The organism is Pseudomonas sp. SLFW (genome assembly GCF_009905615.1).
Taxonomy (GTDB): domain Bacteria; phylum Pseudomonadota; class Gammaproteobacteria; order Pseudomonadales; family Pseudomonadaceae; genus Aquipseudomonas; species Aquipseudomonas bambusae.
In genome coordinates, this window is record NZ_JAAAKW010000003.1 from 332,135 (window position 1) to 350,453 (window position 18,319).

The window sequence follows — 18,319 nt, forward strand, 5'->3', positions numbered from 1 at the left end:
CCCGCGTGGGCACCTCAGCCCAAGACCTTTGCGTAAATCTGTTTATCAACGTTCGCCCCCGACAGAATCACCCCGACCCGCTTGCCTTCCATCGCCGCCCGCTCCTGCATCAGCGCCGCCAGCGCGGCCGCTCCTGCGCCCTCTGCCAGGTTGTGGGTGTCGGCGTAATACACGCGCATCGCCTCAGCAATCCCGGCTTCGCTGACGGAGACGATCCGCGCGGCACCGCTGGCGTAAATCCGGAACGCGTCGGGCACCGGTTTACGCACGGCGAGGCCGTCGGCAAAGGTGTTGGCCGACGCCGTTTCTCGTAGCGCGCCGGCTTCAAAAGACTGCTTGGCCGCGTCGGCTTCGGTGGAGACCACGCCGACCACTTGAGTCTTCAGGCCCAGCGCATCGCGGGCGGCAATCACCCCGCAGATTCCCGAACCGCAGCCGATCGGCACGTACACGGTGTCCAGGTCCGGTGCGGCCTTGAACAGCTCCAGCGCATAGGTCGCCACGCCCTTGACCAGTTCCGGGTGGAACGCAGGCACCAGAAACAGCCCCTCGACCTGCGCCAGACGAATCGCTTCTTCACGGGCCTCGTCGAAGTCCTGACCGTACTCGATGACCTCGCCGCCGAAGCCGGCCATGGCCTTGTTCTTTTCGACCGAGTTGCCCTTCGGCACCACGATCACCGCCCGAATCCCCAGCGCCTGCGCAGCCATGGCGACGCTTTGCCCGTGGTTGCCCCGGGTGGCGGCGATGACGCCCGTGGTGTTCGGCCAGTTGCGCTTGAGCCAGGCCATGTAGGTGATGCCGCCGCGCACCTTGAACGCGCCGGTCGGCGTATGGTTCTCGTGTTTGACCCACACCGTGCAGCCCAGGCGCTGCGCGAGTAACGGCCAGACGAACTGCGGCGTCGGGGGCATGACCTGGTAAACCTGGCGGGCGGCGTCTTCGATATCCTGCAGTGTCAATTCGGGCATGGCGCTCTCCTGTTTTTTGCCGAGTCTAGGCGTCGGGCCACGATGAAGGCTTTCAAAAAAACCACCTGACCTTCGTAGAAACGCTCAGTAAGATGAGGCCCATGAGCACCCTTGATCAGCCTGCCTCTCTGCCCCTCAACGACCCGGTCCGACGCGCCGTCGTCGGGCCGTGGCTGATCGAATTGCTGCCTGCCAGCGCGTACGAAGCCCGCTACGTCGCGGTGCATTCGTCCATCGGTTTCGCCTTCGACAGCCAGCGCGGTGTGCATGCGATCGGCAGCGACCGGGTGCGTCCGTTCGATGCCCTGCCCAATGGACTGGCCTTCGTGCCTGCCGGGTGTGACGTCTATTCGCAATCGTCCAAGGGGGGCGAATATCTTCGGGTGCTGCGCCCCGATGGTTGGGCGCTGAATGACGAACGCCCGTTCAATAACCGGATCGACCCTCAAGCCATTCGCCTGGCTCAACGCATGCGCAACGCGCTGTTGAAGCCAGCGTCGGACGATGACTGGGAGCTTTGGGCGATGACGCTGGCGAGTCGCGTCTGCGCCGATGCTGAGAGCGCAGGATCAGGATCGATCACCCCTCGCCGCCTGCGTTTGCTCGACGAGTTTCTCGACGCCGGTTTGAGTGAGCCCATCAGCGTGCAGGCAATGGCCGCGCTGCTCGACCTGTCCGAGGGCTATTTCATGCGTGCCTTCACCGAGGCGACGGGAACCAGCCCTCACCGCTACCTGATTGACCGCCGCATCGCTCGCGCCCGTTCGCTGTTGCGCGACCCGGCACAACGGCTGGCCGACATTGCACACACCTGTGGGTTTTCATCTCAGGCGCACATGACCGCGACTTTCACCCAACGGCTCGGCATCAGCCCCGGGGCCTTTCGGCGCTGATACGCGCCTTCGGCAGGTCTGCTTTCGCGAACATATTGATATGCGATTTTGATATTTAAATAACGCTGGTTATATCTATAAAGTCGCTTCCATCAAGGACGGCGCGGCGTGCTCCGGTCCCTCAAACGATGGAGCCTGTGATGCCTCAAAAACGCTCGACAATTCCTGGCAAAGGCCGCTTTGGCGCTGCGCTGACGCTGGCCGCCAGTGTGTTGGCCGCGACACTGGGCGCGCCGCAAGCCGCTCAGGCCGAAGGTCAATTGCGCATCGCCGAACAGTTCGGTGTGGTCTACCTGTTGCTCAACGTGGCACGGGATCAGCAGTTGATTGAGAAGCACGGCAAGGAAGCGGGCGTCGATATCAAGGTGGACTGGACGCAGCTGTCAGGCGGCTCGGCGGTGAATGACGCCCTGCTCTCTGGCGCCGTGGACATCGCCGGTGCGGGCGTGGGCCCATTACTGACCATCTGGGACCGCACCCATGGCAAGCAGAACGTCAAAGCCGTCGCCTCCTTGGGTAATTTCCCGTATTACCTGGTGAGCAATAACCCCAACGTCAAAACCATCGCTGATTTCAGTGAGAAAGACCGCATCGCCGTGCCCGCCGTCGGCGTGTCGGTGCAATCGCGCTACCTGCAATTTGCGTCGGCGAAGTTATGGGGCGATGCCGAATACAACCGGCTCGACAAATACACCGTCAACCTGCCGCACCCGGACGCCGCCGCAGCCCTCAAGACCGGGGGCACCGAGCTGAACGGCCACTTCTCCAACCCGCCGTTTCAGGAGCAGGAAGTGGAGAACAAGAACGTCCATGTGGTGCTGAATTCCTACGACGTGTTGGGCCCGAACTCGCCGACGGTGTTGTTCGCCACGGAAAAATTCCGCGAGGACAACCCAAAGACCTATCAGGCGTTCATTGACGCATTGGCGGATGCCGCGGACTACATCAAGCGCGACAAGGCGGGCGCGGCGGACACCTATATTCGCGTCACCAAGTCCAGCATCGACCATGCGCAGTTGATCAAGATCATCGAAAACCCACAGTTCGAATTCACCATCAACCCGAAGAACACCTACCCGATGGCCGAATTCCTCTACCGCGTCGGCGCGATCAAGACCAAGCCGACCTCGTGGAAAGATTATTTCTTCCAGGATGCGAAGTTGCTGGAAGGGAGTTGATGAGCGACTAGAGCTGCCCCGCCTCATTCCGGTGCACGTTTGAACTATGCTGCTGTCCATCCGATGAGTGTTCTGCACATGAGGATTTGACATGTCAGCTGATTCGCGTCCAGCCGTACTCGAACTGATCGGCAATACCCCGTTGGTGCGCGTCAGTCGCATCGACACCGGTCTCTGCACCCTCTTCCTGAAGCTTGAATCGCAAAACCCTGGCGGCTCGATCAAGGACCGCGTTGGCCTGGCCATGATCGACGCCGCCGAGCGCGACGGCCGTTTGCGCCCCGGTGGCACCATCGTCGAAGCCACGGCGGGCAACACCGGGCTCGGCCTCGCACTGGTCGGCCGTGCCAAAGGCTATCGCGTGGTGCTGGTGGTTCCGGACAAGATGTCCACCGAAAAGGTCTTGCACCTGAAGGCCATGGGCGCCGAGGTGCACATCACCCGTTCCGACGTCGGCAAGGGCCATCCCGAGTATTACCAGGACGTCGCCGCTCGCCTCGCCAGTGAAATACCTGACGCCTTCTTCGCCGACCAGTTCAACAACCCCGCCAACCCGCTCGCCCACGAATGCAGCACCGCGCCAGAGATCTGGGCGCAGACCCAACACGATCTGGACGCCATCGTCGTCGGGGTCGGCTCGGCAGGCACCCTCACCGGCCTGACCCGCTTCTTCAAGCGCGTGCAACCGGACCTGGAAATGGTCCTCGCTGACCCCGTCGGGTCGGTGGTCGCCGAATACAGCCGCACGCGGACGCTGCCCACCCCCGGTTCCTGGGCCGTGGAAGGCATCGGCGAAGATTTCATCCCCTCCTTCACCGACATCACCAGCGTGCGTCAGGCCTATTCCATCAGCGATGAAGACAGCTTCGAACACGCCCGGCAGTTACTGCGCGCCGAGGGCATTCTGGGGGGCTCGTCTACCGGCACGCTCCTGGCCGCTGCCTTGCGCTATTGCCGCGAACAGACCGTACCGAAACGCGTGGTCAGCTTCGTCTGCGACACCGGCACTCGCTATTTATCCAAGGTCTACAATGACCAGTGGATGACCGATCAGGGCCTTATGCAACGCACCAAATACGGCGATTTGCGCGACTTGATCGCCCGTCGTTTCGAGGATGGCCGGGTGATCAGCGTCGGCCCGGACGACACTCTGCTGACAGCGTTCCAGCGCATGCGCCTGGCCGACGTGTCGCAACTGCCGGTGCTGGTGGACAACACACGCCTGGTGGGGGTGATCGACGAATCCGACATCCTGCTGGACGTGCACAACGACACCTCTCACTTTCGCACCACCGTCGCCAGCGCCATGACCGATCAGTTGAACACCCTGCCGCCCGACGCTTCCCTTGCCCGGCTGCAAGAAGAACTGGACCGTGGCCATGTCGCCATCATCGCCGACGCTTCGGGCTTCCACGGCCTGATCACTCGCGTCGACCTGCTCAATCACTTGCGGAGATCCCTTGCATGAGTCAGCACGACGAACACGCCAAGCCCCACGGTTTTGCCACCCGCGTGATCCACGCCGGACAGACACCCGACCCGACCACCGGCGCGCTGATGCCGCCGATCTACGCCAACTCCACCTACCTGCAAGAAAGCCCCGGCGTGCACAAAGGGCTGGATTACGGCCGCTCGCACAACCCGACGCGCTTTGCACTGGAGCGTTGCGTGGCGGATCTGGAAGGCGGCACCCAGGCGTTTGCCTTTGCCTCGGGGCTGGCGGCCATTTCCTCGGTGCTGGAATTGCTCGACGCGGGTTCGCACATTCTGTCCGGGGATGATCTCTACGGCGGCACGTTCCGGCTGTTCGACAAGGTGCGCAAACGCAGCGCGGGGCACCGTTTCAGCTTCGTCGACATGACCGACCTGTCGGCCTTCGAAGCCGGTTTGCAGGATGACACCAAAATGATCTGGGTCGAGACCCCGAGCAACCCGCTGCTACGCCTGAGCGATCTGGCGGCCATCGCACGCGTCTGCCGGGATCGCGGGATCATTTGCGTGGCCGACAACACCTTCGCCAGCCCGTGGATTCAGCACCCGCTGGCCTTGGGCTTCGACATCGTGGTGCACTCGACCACCAAATACTTGAACGGCCATTCGGACGTCATCGGCGGCATTGCCGTGGTCGGCGACAACCCTGAGCTGGCTGAACGCTTGGGCTTCTTGCAGAACTCCGTGGGCGCCATCGCCGGGCCTTTCGACGCCTTCCTGACCCTGCGCGGCGTGAAAACCCTGGCCCTGCGCATGGAACGCCACAGCAGCAACGCGCTGGAATTGGCGCAATGGCTGGAACGCCAGCCGCAAGTGGCGCGGGTTTACTACCCCGGCTTGCCGACTCACCCGCAACACGCCCTGGCCTGTCGGCAGATGCGCGGCTTCGGCGGCATGATCTCGCTGGACCTGAACACTGACCTGGCCGGCACTCGACGGTTTCTGGAGAAAGTCGAGCTGTTTGCGCTGGCTGAAAGCCTCGGCGGCGTCGAAAGCCTCATCGAACACCCGGCCATCATGACCCACGCCAGTATTCCTGCCGAAAACCGGGCGAAGCTGGGGATCGGGGATTCGCTGGTGCGCCTGTCGGTGGGCATTGAAGATATCGAAGACCTGCGGGCGGACCTGGCTCAGGCGCTGGGTACAATCTGATTTATGGATTGTGTTCAGGCATGTGCGAAGGATTGTTGCCCGTTAAGTAATAGAGATTTGCCAAAATTCACATGGTCGAGGCTTCGATAGCTTGCTAACGTTCGATTCATCAAATCCGCCGATTTGATGGATGTCCTTCAGGCCGCCACACCGTCCGAGATAACGGGTTGGCGGCTTTTTTATGGACGCGATTCGGCGCTCGACGAGTCCGTCGACAGCGGCTGAATCATCAACACCCGCTTCAACCAGCTGTAAAGACTCATCCCTTCCTTCGATAACTCCCCGTCCGCCCGCCGACACAGGTAATACGCGCGCCCGTCGTCCAGCGCGTGGTCGAACAGTTTCACCAATTCACCCCGGTCCCGCAGCGGTGCCACCAATGGCTCGCGAAGCAGCGCACAGCCCAGTCCATTGAGGGCGGCGGTCATTGCCAACTGGCCGTCCTCGAAGAGCAAGCCCTGCAACGCGCCCGGATGGCGAACGTCTACACGCTGAAACCACTGCGCCCAGGTACCGCGTTCTTCATCGTGCAGCAACGGCAGGTCGATCAGCGACCCAGGTGAATCGATAGGGCCGACGCGCTCCAGCAGCGACGGGCTGCACCATACGGTCACGTCACCCGGTATCAGCGGCTCACTCTGATACCCCGGCCAATGCCCCGTCCCGAACCGGATGGAAATGTCGGCCGCATCGCTGGGGTAACTGCGGTGGTTGGCGTAGGTCACGTTGACGTCGACTGCCGGGTTGTCGGCCAGAAACCCGCCCAGACGCGGGATGAACAGGTTGATCCCGAGCATGGGGATCAGGCTGATGGTGACCTGCCGAGTCGCGGACTGCTCGCGCACGTGCTTGGTGGCGCTGCGCAACACCGCGAACGCCGAGCGGATCGCCCGGTAATACTCCCGGCCGTCGTCGGTGAGGATCAGGTTGCGGCCTTGCCGTGAAGTGAGCGACTGGCCGAGAAAATCGTCCAGCAGGCGCAATTGATGGCTGATGGCCGACGGCGAGACATCCAGTTCACGGGCGGCGGCATTCACTCCACCGTGACGGGCGAAGGCTTCGAAGGTGCGCACGGCACGCAGCGGCGGGTCGCTTTCAAACTGTTCTGTATTATTCATGTATTGAGCTTAATACGGATATTAAACGCCGAAAAGCACTAAATAACGCCGGTATCCAGACTGTTATAAGCCTATATAGCCTTAACAGTTGATAAATATAGAATGGTTAATTAGTGTTCTTTCCAACGAGGCCTACCTGCTTTTCATAAAAGGCCCCTCTCACACCGTGAACCCGAGGAAAACCACATGAGCGCTGTCGAAGGTGAACTGGGCATTCTGGCCCGGCGGCGAATCGAGGCTGAGATCATCAAGCCAATCTACGAAATACTGGTGCGCGACTACGGCAAACAGCACGCCCAGGCCGTGATTGGCGAAGCGGTTTCCCAAGCGGCGGTCAAGGCCGGGGCTTACTTCGCGTCCCGCGAGCCAGAAGGCCCAAGCCTCGAAGGTTTCGTGGCCCTGCAAGAGCTGTGGGAAAAAGACGACGCGCTGAAAGTCGACATCATCGCCAGCGACGCCACCCACTTCGACTACGACGTGCACCGCTGCCGCTACGCCGAGATGTACCACGAGATGGGCCTTGGCGAGATCGGCCACCTGCTGTCCTGCAACCGCGACGAACTGTTCATCGTCGGCTACGACCCCAACGTCGAACTCACCCGCACTCAAACGCTGATGCAAGGCGCCAGTCACTGCAATTTCCGCTACAAGGTCAAGGATCAGGAGCCGCAATCATGAGCGCCGCCCCTCGCATCAACGGCGCACGTCTGTGGGACTCGCTGATGGAAATGGCGCAAATCGGCGGCACGCCCAAGGGCGGCGTTTCCCGGCTGGCACTGACCGAGGAGGATCGTATTGGCCGCGACCTGTTCGCCCGCTGGGCCACCGAAGCCGGGTGCACCGTGCGCGTCGATGCCATGGGTAACATGTTCGCTCGCCGCGTGGGGCGTGACGACAGCCTGGCCCCGGTGATCACCGGCTCTCACGGCGATTCACAACCGGCTGGCGGCAAATTCGACGGCATCTATGGTGTGCTCGCGGGCCTGGAAGTCATCCGCACGTTGAACGATCACGACATTCAGACCGATCGGTCAATTGAAGTGGTGAACTGGACCAACGAGGAAGGCTCTCGGTTCGCCCCGGCGATGATTGCCTCGGGCGTCTACACCGGCGTGTTCGATCTGGCATACGGCCTGTCCCGCACCGACGCCAAGGGCATCACCCTCGGCGAAGCGTTGCAGACCATCGGTTACGCAGGCAACGAACCCATGGGCGACCGCGAGATTCACGCCGCCTTTGAGCTGCACATCGAGCAAGGCCCGATCCTTGAAGCACAAGGCCTGACCATCGGCGTGGTGACAGGCGCTCAAGGCCAGCGCTGGTACGAAATCGAACTCACCGGACGCAGCGCCCACGCGGGCACAACGCCCATGGATCATCGTCTGGACGCTCTGCTCGGTCTGGCCCGGGTGGTCGAAGCGGTCAATGCCATGGGGGTTGCCCAAGGCGATGAAGGCCGTGCGACGGTCGGTTGGGTCAACGTCTTCCCCAATTCTCGCAACGTGGTGCCAGGGCGCGTGGTGTTCAGCGTCGAGTTTCGTCACCCCAACGAAGCCGTGCTGGAAGTGCTCGATTGGCAGTTGCGTCAGGAAGTGCAGGGCATCGCTGACACCATCGGTCTACAGCTCAAGCTGGAGCAGATCTTTCAATACGCGCCGATCGCCTTCGACGCCGACTGCATCGACCGCGTGGAACGGGCCGCTTCGGAGCTCGGCTACAGCCATCGCCGCATGATTTCCGGCGCTGGTCACGACGCCTGCTACCTGAGCAAAGTCGCCCCGACTTCAATGATCTTCGTGCCCTGCGTGAACGGTTTGAGCCACAACGAAGCCGAGCACATTCATCCTCATTGGTCGGAAGCCGGTGGGAATGTGTTGCTGCACGCGATGCTGGCCAAGGCGGGGGTTTGACCCTTCCCGCACCGCCTGTACCTTCGGTATAGGCGGGATCGCAGCGCGGTCAGGCTCTTGATTCTGGCCGGATCGCACCCCTTCTCCTCATTTCTTTTCTCAACCGTACTCATGCCCCGCGTTGACATCCCCTCACCCTCAGGCTTACGTTAACGTAAAGGTGATACAGATCATTTCCGTCTGACAGCCCCTCCAAAAACAACAAGGGAACGCAGTCTCATGAACTACCCCACGCTCAATTTCGGCCTTGGCGAGACGATCAACATGCTCCGCGACCAGGTGCAGGCCTTCGTCGCGGCGGAACTGGCGCCTCGCGCGGCGCAGATCGATCAGGAGAACCTGTTCCCTGCCGACATGTGGCGCAAGTTCGGTGACATGGGCCTGCTGGGCATCACCGTCGAGGAGCAGTACGGCGGCGCGGGCCTGGGCTATCTGGCCCATGTGGTGGCCATGGAAGAAATCAGCCGGGCGTCCGCTTCCGTCGCCCTCTCCTACGGCGCTCATTCCAACCTTTGCGTGAACCAGATCAACCGCAACGGCAACCCTGAGCAGAAAGCCCGCTACCTGCCAAAGCTGATCAGCGGCGAGCACATCGGCGCCCTGGCCATGAGCGAGCCCAACGCCGGTTCCGATGTGGTGTCAATGAAGCTGCGGGCCGATAAACGCGGCGACCGCTTCGTTCTCAACGGCAGCAAAACCTGGATCACCAACGGCCCCGACGCCAACACCTACGTTATCTACGCCAAGACCGACCTGGAAAAAGGCGCCCACGGCATCAGCGCGTTTATCGTCGAGCGCGACTGGAAAGGGTTTTCCCGTGGCAGCAAATTCGACAAACTCGGCATGCGCGGCTCCAATACCTGCGAGCTGTTTTTTGATGACGTCGAAGTTCCGGAAGAAAACCTGCTCGGCGCGCTGAACGGCGGTGTCCGCGTCCTGATGAGCGGCCTGGACTACGAACGTGTCGTGCTCTCCGGCGGCCCGACCGGGATCATGCAAGCCTGCCTGGACGTGGTGTTGCCTTACATTCATGACCGCAAACAGTTCGGCCAAAGCATCGGCGAATTCCAGCTGATCCAAGGCAAGGTCGCCGACATGTACACCCAACTCAACGCCAGCCGCGCCTACCTGTACGCCGTGGCGCAGGCGTGTGAACGCGGCGAAACCACGCGCAAGGACGCTGCCGGGGTCATCCTCTACAGCGCCGAACGGGCCACGCAAATGGCGCTGGACACCATCCAGATTCTCGGCGGCAACGGCTACATCAACGAATTCCCCGCAGGCCGTCTGCTGCGCGACGCCAAGCTCTACGAAATCGGCGCTGGCACCAGTGAAATCCGCCGCATGCTGATCGGGCGCGAGCTGTTCAACGAGACGCGGTGAAGCAGCGGCGAGCGTGAGCGGCAAGCGGCAAGTAAAGGCAGTGTGCGGTGACCGGGTATTTGGCGTCGTGTCAGCGGTTCTGGTAGGGGAATGAGTGATGATTTTGAAGACACATGTCAATCCGCGTTCGGCGGAGTTTTTGGCGAACAGCGAGGCGTTGCGCAGGCAGGTGGATGATCTGCACACGCTGTTGGCGCAGGTGTATCAAGGCGGTGGGCCGAAAGCGCAGGAGCGGCACACATCGCGGGGCAAGTTGCTGCCGCGTGAGCGCATCAATCGGTTGCTGGACTTGGGATCGCCGTTTCTGGAAATCAGTCAATTGGCGGCCCACGGCGTGTATGGCGAAGACGTGCCCGCCGCAGGTGTGATCGCCGGAATCGGGCGGGTCGAGGGCGTCGAATGCATGATCATCGCCAACGACGCGACGGTCAAAGGCGGGTCGTATTACCCGCTGACCGTCAAAAAACACCTGCGCGCCCAGACCATCGCTCAGCAGAACCGCCTGCCGTGTATTTACCTGGTGGATTCGGGTGGCGCCAACCTGCCCCGTCAGGATGAGGTCTTTCCTGACCGCGAACACTTCGGCCGCATTTTCTTCAACCAAGCCAACATGAGCGCCGAAGGCATCCCGCAAATCGCCGTGGTGATGGGCTCGTGCACGGCGGGCGGCGCCTACGTCCCGGCGATGGCCGACGAAGCGATCATGGTCCGCCAGCAGGCGACGATCTTCCTGGCAGGGCCTCCGCTGGTGAAAGCCGCGACGGGTGAAGTCGTGAGTGCTGAAGACTTGGGCGGTGCCGACGTGCATTGCAAGATTTCCGGCGTGGCCGATCACTACGCCGACAGCGACGAACACGCGCTGGCACTGGCCCGGCGCAGCGTCGCCAACCTCAACTGGCGCAAACTGGGCGCACTGCAAACGCGTCCTCCTGAAGCCCCGCGCTACCCCAGCGACGAACTGTACGGCGTGATTTCCGCTGACCCCAAACAGCCCTTTGACGTACGCGAAGTCATTGCGCGGCTGGTCGACGGTTCGGTGTTCGACGAGTTCAAGGCGCTGTTCGGGACCACGCTGGTGTGCGGCTTCGCGCACCTTAATGGCTATCCCCTCGCGATCCTGGCCAACAACGGCATCCTGTTTGCCGAGGCGGCGCAGAAAGGCGCGCACTTCATCGAACTGGCCTGTCAACGCGGCATTCCGCTGTTGTTCCTGCAAAACATCACCGGTTTCATGGTCGGTCAGAAATACGAAGCGGGCGGCATCGCCAAGCACGGCGCCAAGCTGGTCACTGCAGTGGCTTGCGCCAGGGTGCCGAAATTCACGGTGATCATCGGTGGCAGCTTCGGCGCCGGTAACTACGGCATGTGTGGGCGGGCCTACGATCCACGTTTCTTGTGGATGTGGCCCAACGCGCGTATCGGCGTGATGGGCGGCGAGCAGGCGGCGGGCGTGCTGGTACAGGTCAAGCGCGAGCAGGCCGAACGCAGCGGCCAAGGCTTCAGCGCCGAGCAGGAAGCCGAGATCAAGCAGCCGATCCTCGACCAGTACGAACACCAGGGCCACCCCTATTACTCCAGCGCCCGCCTGTGGGACGACGGCGTGATCGACCCGGCGCAGACCCGCGACATTCTCGCCCTGGCCCTCAGCGCGGCGCTCAACGCCCCCATCGAACCGACCCGCTTCGGCGTGTTCCGGATGTAACCCAAGGAACGACTATGACCGATTTCGACACCGTCGAGCTGGAGTACGACCCGCGAGGTTTTGCGACCCTCTGGCTTAACCGTCCGGACAAGAACAACGCGTTCAACGCGCAAATGATTCGCGAGCTGATCCTGGCGCTGGACAAGGTCCAGAGCGACAGCCGCTTACGCTTTCTGCTGCTGCGGGGGCGCGGTCGGCATTTCAGCGCCGGGGCCGACCTGGCCTGGATGCAGGAGTCCGCGAACCTTGATTATCAGACCAATTTGGGCGACGCCCGCGAACTGGGCGAGCTGATGTACGGCCTCGCCAAACTGAAATTGCCGACGCTGGCGGTGGTTCAAGGCGCGGCCTATGGCGGCGCGCTGGGCCTGATCAGTTGCTGCGACATGGCCATCGGCGCCGACGACGCGCAGTTCTGTCTGTCGGAAGTGAAGATCGGCCTGGCGCCAGCGGTGATCAGCCCGTTCGTGGTCAAGGCCATCGGCGAACGCCATGCCCGCCGTTATGCCCTGACTGCCGAACGTTTTGACGGCCAACGGGCGCGGGAGATCGGTCTGCTGGCCGAGTCTTACCCGGCCGCTGAGCTTGAGGCCCAGTTGCAACACTGGGTGTCGAACCTGCTGCTCAACAGCCCTCAGGCCATGCGGGTCAGCAAAGACTTGCTGCGCGAAGTCGGTCACGGCGAATTGACCCCGTCCCTGCGCCGCTACTGCAAAAACGCCATCGCCCGCATCCGCGTCAGCCCCGAAGGCCAGGAAGGTCTACGCGCCTTTCTGCACAAGCGCGAGCCGAGCTGGCGAGACGAATCCAAGAACGGAGACACACCATGAGCCGCCCGAACACCCACGCCCTGACGTCCGTGCTGGTGGCCAACCGGGGCGAAATCGCCTGCCGTGTGATGCGCACCGCCAAGGCCATGGGCCTGACGACCGTTGCGGTACACAGCGCCACTGACCGCGACGCCCGCCACGTGCGCGAGGCCGACATCGCTGTGGACCTGGGCGGCAGCAAGGCCGCCGACAGCTATTTGCAGATCGACAAACTGATTGCCGCCGCCAAAAGCAGCGGCGCCCACGCCATCCATCCGGGCTATGGGTTTCTCTCGGAAAACGCAGGATTCGCTCGTGCTGTCGAGCAAGCGGGCCTGATTTTTCTCGGCCCGCCCGCCTCGGCCATCGACGCCATGGGCAGCAAGTCCGCCGCCAAGACCTTGATGGAAACCGCAGGTGTACCACTGGTGCCCGGTTACCACGGCGAAGCCCAGGACGCACAGACCTTCCGTGACGCCGCCGCGCGCATCGGCTACCCAGTGCTGCTCAAGGCCACAGCCGGCGGGGGCGGTAAAGGCATGAAGGTGGTCGAGCGTGACGAAGACCTCGCCGACGCTCTCGCCTCGGCACAGCGTGAAGCGCAGTCGTCGTTCGGCGATTCGCGCATGCTGGTGGAGAAATACGTCCTCAAGCCCCGCCACGTAGAGATTCAGGTGTTCGCCGATCAGCACGGACACTGTCTCTATCTCAATGAGCGTGACTGCTCGATTCAACGCCGTCACCAGAAGGTCGTCGAAGAAGCGCCCGCGCCGGGCCTCAGTCCTGAGCTGCGTCGTGCCATGGGCGAAGCCGCCGTGCGTGCCGCGCAAGCCATCGGCTATGTGGGTGCGGGCACGGTAGAGTTTTTGCTGGATGCGCGGGGCGAGTTTTTCTTCATGGAGATGAACACGCGGCTGCAGGTCGAACACCCGGTGACCGAGGCCATCACCGGCCTGGACCTGGTCGCCTGGCAGATTCGCGTGGCCCAGGGCGAGCCGTTGCCGATCACCCAGGCGCAGGTGGCGCTCAACGGCCACGCCATCGAAGTGCGCTTGTACGCTGAAGACCCGGCCAATGACTTTTTGCCCGCCACGGGCACCTTGCAGGTGTATCGGGAATCGGCGGCGGGGCCTGGACGCCGAGTGGACAGCGGCGTGACAGAAGGCGATGAAGTTTCACCATTTTACGACCCGATGCTCGGCAAGCTGATCGCCTGGGGCGAAGACCGCGAACAGGCGCGGCTGCGACTGCTGGCCATGCTCGACGAATTTGCCATCGGCGGATTGCGCACCAACCTGGCGTTTCTGCGCCGGATCATCGCTCACCCAGCGTTTGCGGCGTGCGAACTGGACACCGGGTTCATTCCTCGTTATCAGGCCGAGTTGTTGCCGCCGACCCAAGGACTCTCCGAGGAATTCTGGCTTGTTGCCGCCGAGGCGTATCGTCAGGGCACGTCGAATACGGCGCGAGCTGATGATCCTCATTCGTCGTGGTCAAGCACGAACGGCTTGCGTTTGGGCTTGCCGAACGAAGTCAAGCTGAAGCTGAACTGCGCAGGCGAAACCCGCACAGTGACCCTGAGCGCGCCCTCGACCGACGTGACGTTGCAAGGCGAACTACTGACCCGCAAACACAACGGGCTGCGTCGCCAGACCCTGGCGATCCGCCGAGGCGACACCCTGTACCTGCGCTGGCAGGGCGAGCTGCACGCGATCACAGCGTTCGACCCGATTGCCGCCGTTGACGCCAACCACACCCACCAAGGTGGCCTCAGTGCGCCCATGAACGGCAGCATCGTGCGGGTGTTGGTCGAGGTGGGTCAGCCCGTCGAAGCCGGGACGCCGCTGGTGGTGCTGGAAGCCATGAAAATGGAACACAGCATTCGGGCGAATCTGGCGGGCACCGTCTCGGCAATGTATTGCGCAGAAGGTGAGATGGTCAGCGAAGGGACGGTGTTGGTGGAGCTGAAGGAGACCTAACGCCGCGCGCAAAACCCACAGTTGGACGCAAACCCTGTAGGAGCGAATTCGTTCTGGGCGGCATTCCGACGAAGCGGTGGTGCATCGGCAGAAAACGTGTCTGTTTCACCACCGTCTCGCGAATGAATTCGCTCCCACAGGAACCCGTTCCGTCAGAGGATTAGCAGAGCCGGAAGAATGACAGGTTCTCCCGGCTCTCATTCACATCAAGCCGCCACCTCATACAACTTCGGCAGCTCAACTTCCCCATTCACCAATCCCTGACGCATGCGCACCGCCTGCAACGCCGCCGCGTTCATCGCGCTTTCCTTCACATGGCCGTACCCGCGAATCCGTTCGGGCAAGCGCGCCAGGCTCAGCGCCATCTGGCGATTGCTGGCGTTCAGATGCGTCAGGATCAGCTCGATGTCGCTCACGTAGCTGTCGATCAGCGCACGCTCCTGCCGACGCTCCAGACTCCGGCCAAACGGGTCGAACGCCGTCCCGCGCAGGAATTTGAAATTCGCCAGCACATCGAAGGCCTTCAACATCCACGGGCCGAAACTGCGTTTGCGCGGGGTGCCGTTGTGCGGGTCGCGCTTGGCCAGCCACGACGGCGCCAGATGAAACTCCAGCCGGTAATCGCCTTCGAACTGCGCCTGCAACTGACGGGTGAACTCGCCGTTACTGTACAGACGCGCCACTTCGTACTCGTCCTTGTAGGCCAACAGCTTGAAGTAGTTGAACGCAACGGCCTCGGTCAACGCCGGTTGCTCGCCCGGAAACAGCCGCGCTTCGGCATCGCGCACTTTGTAGACCAGCGACAGATAACGCTCGGCATACGCCAGGTTCTGATACGCGGTGAGGGTTTTGGTGTTGTTGACCAGACGCTGCTCAAGGCTCAGCGTCTCGGGTTCGAATACGGTCACCGCTTCGGGATTGGCCGCCGCCTGCACCGCTTTCAGATCGAACGCCGCTCGACGCCCCCACAGAAAGGCTTGCTGGTTCAGGTTGACCGCCACGCCGTTCAGCTCGATGGCTTTTTCGATGGCCGCTGAGGTCAGCGGAATCAGCCCCTTCTGGAACGCGTATCCAAGCATGAACAGGTTGCTGGCAATGCTGTCGCCCATCAGTTTGGTGGCCAGGTCGGTGGCAGGCACGAAGTGGGTCTTGTCCGCACCCACAGCCTCGCGAATGGTCTGCATCATCGCATCCGCCGGGAACTCGGCATCGGGATTGCGGGTGAACTCCGCAGTCGGCGTTTGCTGACTGTTCACCACTGCGTGTGATTTGGCGGTGTTGAGCTTGGCAATCGCATCAGGGCCGGACGACACCAGCAGATCGCACCCCAGCAACAAATGCGCTTCACCTGCCGCAATGCGCACGGCGAACAGGTCTTCCTGCCGCGCCGCGATGCGAATGTGGCTGACCACCGGACCGAATTTCTGCGCCAGACCAGCCTGATCGAGCACGCTGCAGCCCTTCCCTTCGAGGTTCGCCGCGTAACCCAGCATCGCACCCACCGTCGTCACACCGGTCCCGCCCACGCCCGGCAACAGGATGTTGAACGGTTGGTCGAGGCTCGGCAGCGTCGGCTCCGGCAATTGCGCAAACGCTTGGGCCTGTTTTGGCAACTGAGGCTTGCGCAGCTTTCCACCGTGAACGGTGACGAAGCTCGGGCAGAAGCCCTCGACGCAGCTGAAATCCTTGTTGCACGCGCTTTGGTCGATCTCGCGTTTGCGCCCTTCGGCGGTTTCTTTCGGGAGAATCGACAGGCACCCGGATTTCGCCCCGCAATCGCCGCAACCTTCGCACACGGCCGGGTTGATGATCGCGCGCTTGTCCAGATCAAGCATCGTGCCGCGTTTGCGGCGACGGCGTTTCTCGGTGGCGCAGGTCTGGTCGTAGATGATGACCGACACGCCTTTGAACTCGCGCAGTTCACGCTGCACAGCGTCCAGATCACGGCGATGGTGAAAGGTCGTGATCGGCGCGAACGCTTCGCGGCTCGGGTATTTATCCGGCTCGTCCGACACCAGCGCAATGCGTTGCACGCCTTCGTTGAACACCTGACGACTGAGCTGATCGACTCGCAAGATGCCGTCGATGGGCTGGCCGCCGGTCATGGCCACCGCGTCGTTGTAGAGAATCTTGTAGGTAATGTTGACCTTCGAAGCTACCGCCGCCCGCAGCGCCAGATGGCCGGAGTGAAAATAGGTGCCGTCGCCCAGATTCTGAAACACGTGCGGGGTCTCGGTGAATGGCGCCTGACCGATCCAGGTCACGCCTTCGCCGCCCATTTGGGTAAAGGTCTCGGTTTCCCGGTCCATCCAGATGGTCATGTAGTGGCAACCGATGCCCGCCAGCGCACGGCTGCCGTCCGGGACCTTGGTCGAGCTGTTGTGCGGGCAACCGGAGCAGAAATGCGGGGTGCGCTGAGTGTTGAACAGCGGCGCGGCGAGGGCTTTTTCCTTGTCTTGCAGGAATTGCAGCCGCGCTTCGATTGTCGGGCTGCTGTAGATCGGGGCCAGTCGCTTGGCGATCACCCGGGCAATCATTGCCGGGGTCAATTCAGCCAGGTTAGGCAGCAACGAGCGCCCTTCTTCGTCGAACTCACCCACCACACGAGGGCGTTTATCGACGGGCCAGTTGTACAGTTGGCCAGTCAATTGGTCTTCGATGACGCTGCGCTTTTCCTCGACCACCAAAATCTCGTCGAGCCCTTCGGCAAAATCGTGCACCGACACCGGCTCCAACGGCCAGCTCATGCCGACCTTCAGCACGCGAATGCCCACCGACGCGCACAGCGCTTCGTCGATGCCCAGCTCTTCCAGCGCTTGACGCACGTCGAGGTAGGACTTGCCGGTGGTGATGATGCCAAGACGCGGCTCGGGAGAATCGATGACCACCTTGTTCAGTTCGTTGGCCCGTGCAAAGGCCCGAGCGGCGTAAATCTTGTAGGTGTTGAGGCGCGCTTCCTGGGCCAGCGGCGTGTCGGGCCAGCGGATGTGCAGGCCGTCTTTCGGCAGTTGGAAATCTTCGGGAATGCGGGTTTCGATGCGCAGTGGATCGACTTCGACCACGGCCGAGGAGTCGACGTTTTCGGCAATGGTCTTCATCGCCACCCAGCAGCCGCTGTAGCGGGACAGTTCCCAGCCAATGATGCCGTAATCGAGGATTTCCTGAACGTTGCTCGGGTTGAGCACCGGGATCATTGAAGCAATGAACGCGTGTTCGCTCTGATGGGCGATGGTCGAGGATTTGCAGCCGTGGTCGTCGCCCGCGAGGATCAGCACCCCGCCCTTTTCCGCAACGCCAGCCGAGTTGCCGTGCTTGAAGACGTCGCCGCAGCGGTCAACGCCAGGCCCCTTGCCGTACCACAGGGCGAATACGCCGTCGTACTTGCCATGGGGAAACAGGTTGACTTGCTGGCTGCCCCAGACGGCCGTGGCGGCCAACTCTTCGTTGACGCCGGGCTGGAAATGGATAGCGTTTTCCTGGAGGTAATCCTTGGCGTCCCACAGGCTCTTGTCGAGGTTGCCCAGTGGCGAGCCGCGATAACCGGAGATGAAACCGGCGGTGTTCAGGCCCCGGGCCTCGTCGCGCTGCTTTTGCAGCATCGGCAAGCGGGTCAGCGCCTGGGTTCCGGTCAGGTAAAGATGACCGGTGGCGAGTCGGTATTTATCGTCCAGACGAATATCAGCCAAAGACATTCAGGCACTCCTTTATTGTTATTAGTGCGTTTTGAATGTGG

At 62.1% G+C, this 18,319-nt stretch carries 13 protein-coding genes; 10 read left to right on the top strand and 3 right to left on the bottom strand.

Annotated features, from left to right (window positions below; all coding sequences use genetic code 11):
- Positions 1–14 precede the first annotated feature (14 nt).
- Positions 15–971, bottom strand: a complete 957-nt coding sequence (locus tag GVN17_RS07405) for a threonine dehydratase (protein WP_166594574.1) — start codon at positions 969–971, stop codon at positions 15–17.
- Between the two features lie 92 nt (positions 972–1,063).
- Here GVN17_RS07405 and GVN17_RS07410 point away from each other — a divergent pair, with 92 nt between their 5' ends.
- From GVN17_RS07410 to GVN17_RS07425, 4 genes are all read left to right on the top strand, one after another.
- A complete protein-coding gene (locus GVN17_RS07410) occupies positions 1,064–1,864 on the top strand; it encodes a helix-turn-helix transcriptional regulator (RefSeq protein ID WP_371928498.1) in 801 nt (266 codons plus the stop codon).
- 140 nt (positions 1,865–2,004) lie between these two features.
- A complete protein-coding gene (locus tag GVN17_RS07415) occupies positions 2,005–3,042 on the top strand; it encodes an ABC transporter substrate-binding protein (protein ID WP_166594576.1) in 1,038 nt (345 codons plus the stop codon).
- 91 nt (positions 3,043–3,133) lie between these two features.
- Positions 3,134–4,510 carry a cystathionine beta-synthase gene (locus GVN17_RS07420; RefSeq protein ID WP_166594577.1) on the top strand — a complete coding sequence of 459 codons (1,377 nt, stop codon included), beginning with the start codon at positions 3,134–3,136 and terminating at the stop codon, positions 4,508–4,510.
- Complete coding sequence (locus GVN17_RS07425; protein ID WP_166594578.1) at positions 4,507–5,685, top strand: cystathionine gamma-synthase; 1,179 nt, start codon at positions 4,507–4,509, stop codon at positions 5,683–5,685. The genes GVN17_RS07420 and GVN17_RS07425 overlap by 4 nt, the downstream gene beginning before the upstream one ends.
- A gap of 179 nt (positions 5,686–5,864) precedes the next feature.
- On the opposite strand, the gene GVN17_RS07430 is transcribed toward GVN17_RS07425, so the two are convergent.
- Entirely contained in the window at positions 5,865–6,803 is a 939-nt protein-coding gene (locus GVN17_RS07430) for a LysR substrate-binding domain-containing protein (protein WP_166594579.1), read from the bottom strand.
- 186 nt (positions 6,804–6,989) lie between these two features.
- On the opposite strand from GVN17_RS07430, the gene GVN17_RS07435 reads away from it, so the two are divergent.
- From GVN17_RS07435 to GVN17_RS07460, 6 genes are all read left to right on the top strand, one after another.
- Positions 6,990–7,481, top strand: a complete 492-nt coding sequence (locus GVN17_RS07435; protein WP_166594580.1) for an L-2-amino-thiazoline-4-carboxylic acid hydrolase — start codon at positions 6,990–6,992, stop codon at positions 7,479–7,481.
- Positions 7,478–8,713 (top strand): Zn-dependent hydrolase, encoded by a 1,236-nt coding sequence (locus GVN17_RS07440; protein WP_166594581.1) that lies wholly within the window; start codon positions 7,478–7,480, stop codon positions 8,711–8,713. Before GVN17_RS07435 ends, GVN17_RS07440 begins: the two co-directional genes overlap by 4 nt.
- Before the next feature lie 219 nt (positions 8,714–8,932).
- Positions 8,933–10,096, top strand: coding sequence for an isovaleryl-CoA dehydrogenase (locus GVN17_RS07445; RefSeq protein ID WP_166594582.1), 1,164 nt, complete (start codon positions 8,933–8,935; stop codon positions 10,094–10,096).
- Positions 10,097–10,190: 94 nt separating this feature from the next.
- Positions 10,191–11,798, top strand: a complete 1,608-nt coding sequence (locus GVN17_RS07450) for a carboxyl transferase domain-containing protein (protein WP_166594583.1) — start codon at positions 10,191–10,193, stop codon at positions 11,796–11,798.
- A 14-nt stretch (positions 11,799–11,812) separates the two neighbouring features.
- Positions 11,813–12,628: a gamma-carboxygeranoyl-CoA hydratase gene (locus tag GVN17_RS07455; protein WP_166594584.1), complete on the top strand. Its 816-nt coding sequence runs from the start codon at positions 11,813–11,815 to the stop codon at positions 12,626–12,628.
- Entirely contained in the window at positions 12,625–14,586 is a 1,962-nt protein-coding gene (locus GVN17_RS07460) for an acetyl/propionyl/methylcrotonyl-CoA carboxylase subunit alpha (protein WP_166594585.1), read from the top strand. Before GVN17_RS07455 ends, GVN17_RS07460 begins: the two co-directional genes overlap by 4 nt.
- A gap of 206 nt (positions 14,587–14,792) precedes the next feature.
- On the opposite strand, the gene GVN17_RS07465 is transcribed toward GVN17_RS07460, so the two are convergent.
- Complete coding sequence (locus GVN17_RS07465) at positions 14,793–18,278, bottom strand: indolepyruvate ferredoxin oxidoreductase family protein (RefSeq protein WP_166594586.1); 3,486 nt, start codon at positions 18,276–18,278, stop codon at positions 14,793–14,795.
- Between the last annotated feature and the right edge of the window lie 41 nt (positions 18,279–18,319).

Coding starts and splice junctions, on each gene's coding strand:
- GVN17_RS07405 (WP_166594574.1), bottom strand. CDS start 971: ATGCCCGAATTGACACTGCAGGATATCGAAGACGCCGCCCGCCAGGTT.
- GVN17_RS07425 (WP_166594578.1), top strand. CDS start 4,507: ATGAGTCAGCACGACGAACACGCCAAGCCCCACGGTTTTGCCACCCGC.
- GVN17_RS07420 (WP_166594577.1), top strand. CDS start 3,134: ATGTCAGCTGATTCGCGTCCAGCCGTACTCGAACTGATCGGCAATACC.
- GVN17_RS07460 (WP_166594585.1), top strand. CDS start 12,625: ATGAGCCGCCCGAACACCCACGCCCTGACGTCCGTGCTGGTGGCCAAC.
- GVN17_RS07410 (WP_371928498.1), top strand. CDS start 1,064: ATGAGGCCCATGAGCACCCTTGATCAGCCTGCCTCTCTGCCCCTCAAC.
- GVN17_RS07440 (WP_166594581.1), top strand. CDS start 7,478: ATGAGCGCCGCCCCTCGCATCAACGGCGCACGTCTGTGGGACTCGCTG.
- GVN17_RS07455 (WP_166594584.1), top strand. CDS start 11,813: ATGACCGATTTCGACACCGTCGAGCTGGAGTACGACCCGCGAGGTTTT.
- GVN17_RS07430 (WP_166594579.1), bottom strand. CDS start 6,803: ATGAATAATACAGAACAGTTTGAAAGCGACCCGCCGCTGCGTGCCGTG.
- GVN17_RS07415 (WP_166594576.1), top strand. CDS start 2,005: ATGCCTCAAAAACGCTCGACAATTCCTGGCAAAGGCCGCTTTGGCGCT.
- GVN17_RS07435 (WP_166594580.1), top strand. CDS start 6,990: ATGAGCGCTGTCGAAGGTGAACTGGGCATTCTGGCCCGGCGGCGAATC.
- GVN17_RS07445 (WP_166594582.1), top strand. CDS start 8,933: ATGAACTACCCCACGCTCAATTTCGGCCTTGGCGAGACGATCAACATG.
- GVN17_RS07465 (WP_166594586.1), bottom strand. CDS start 18,278: ATGTCTTTGGCTGATATTCGTCTGGACGATAAATACCGACTCGCCACC.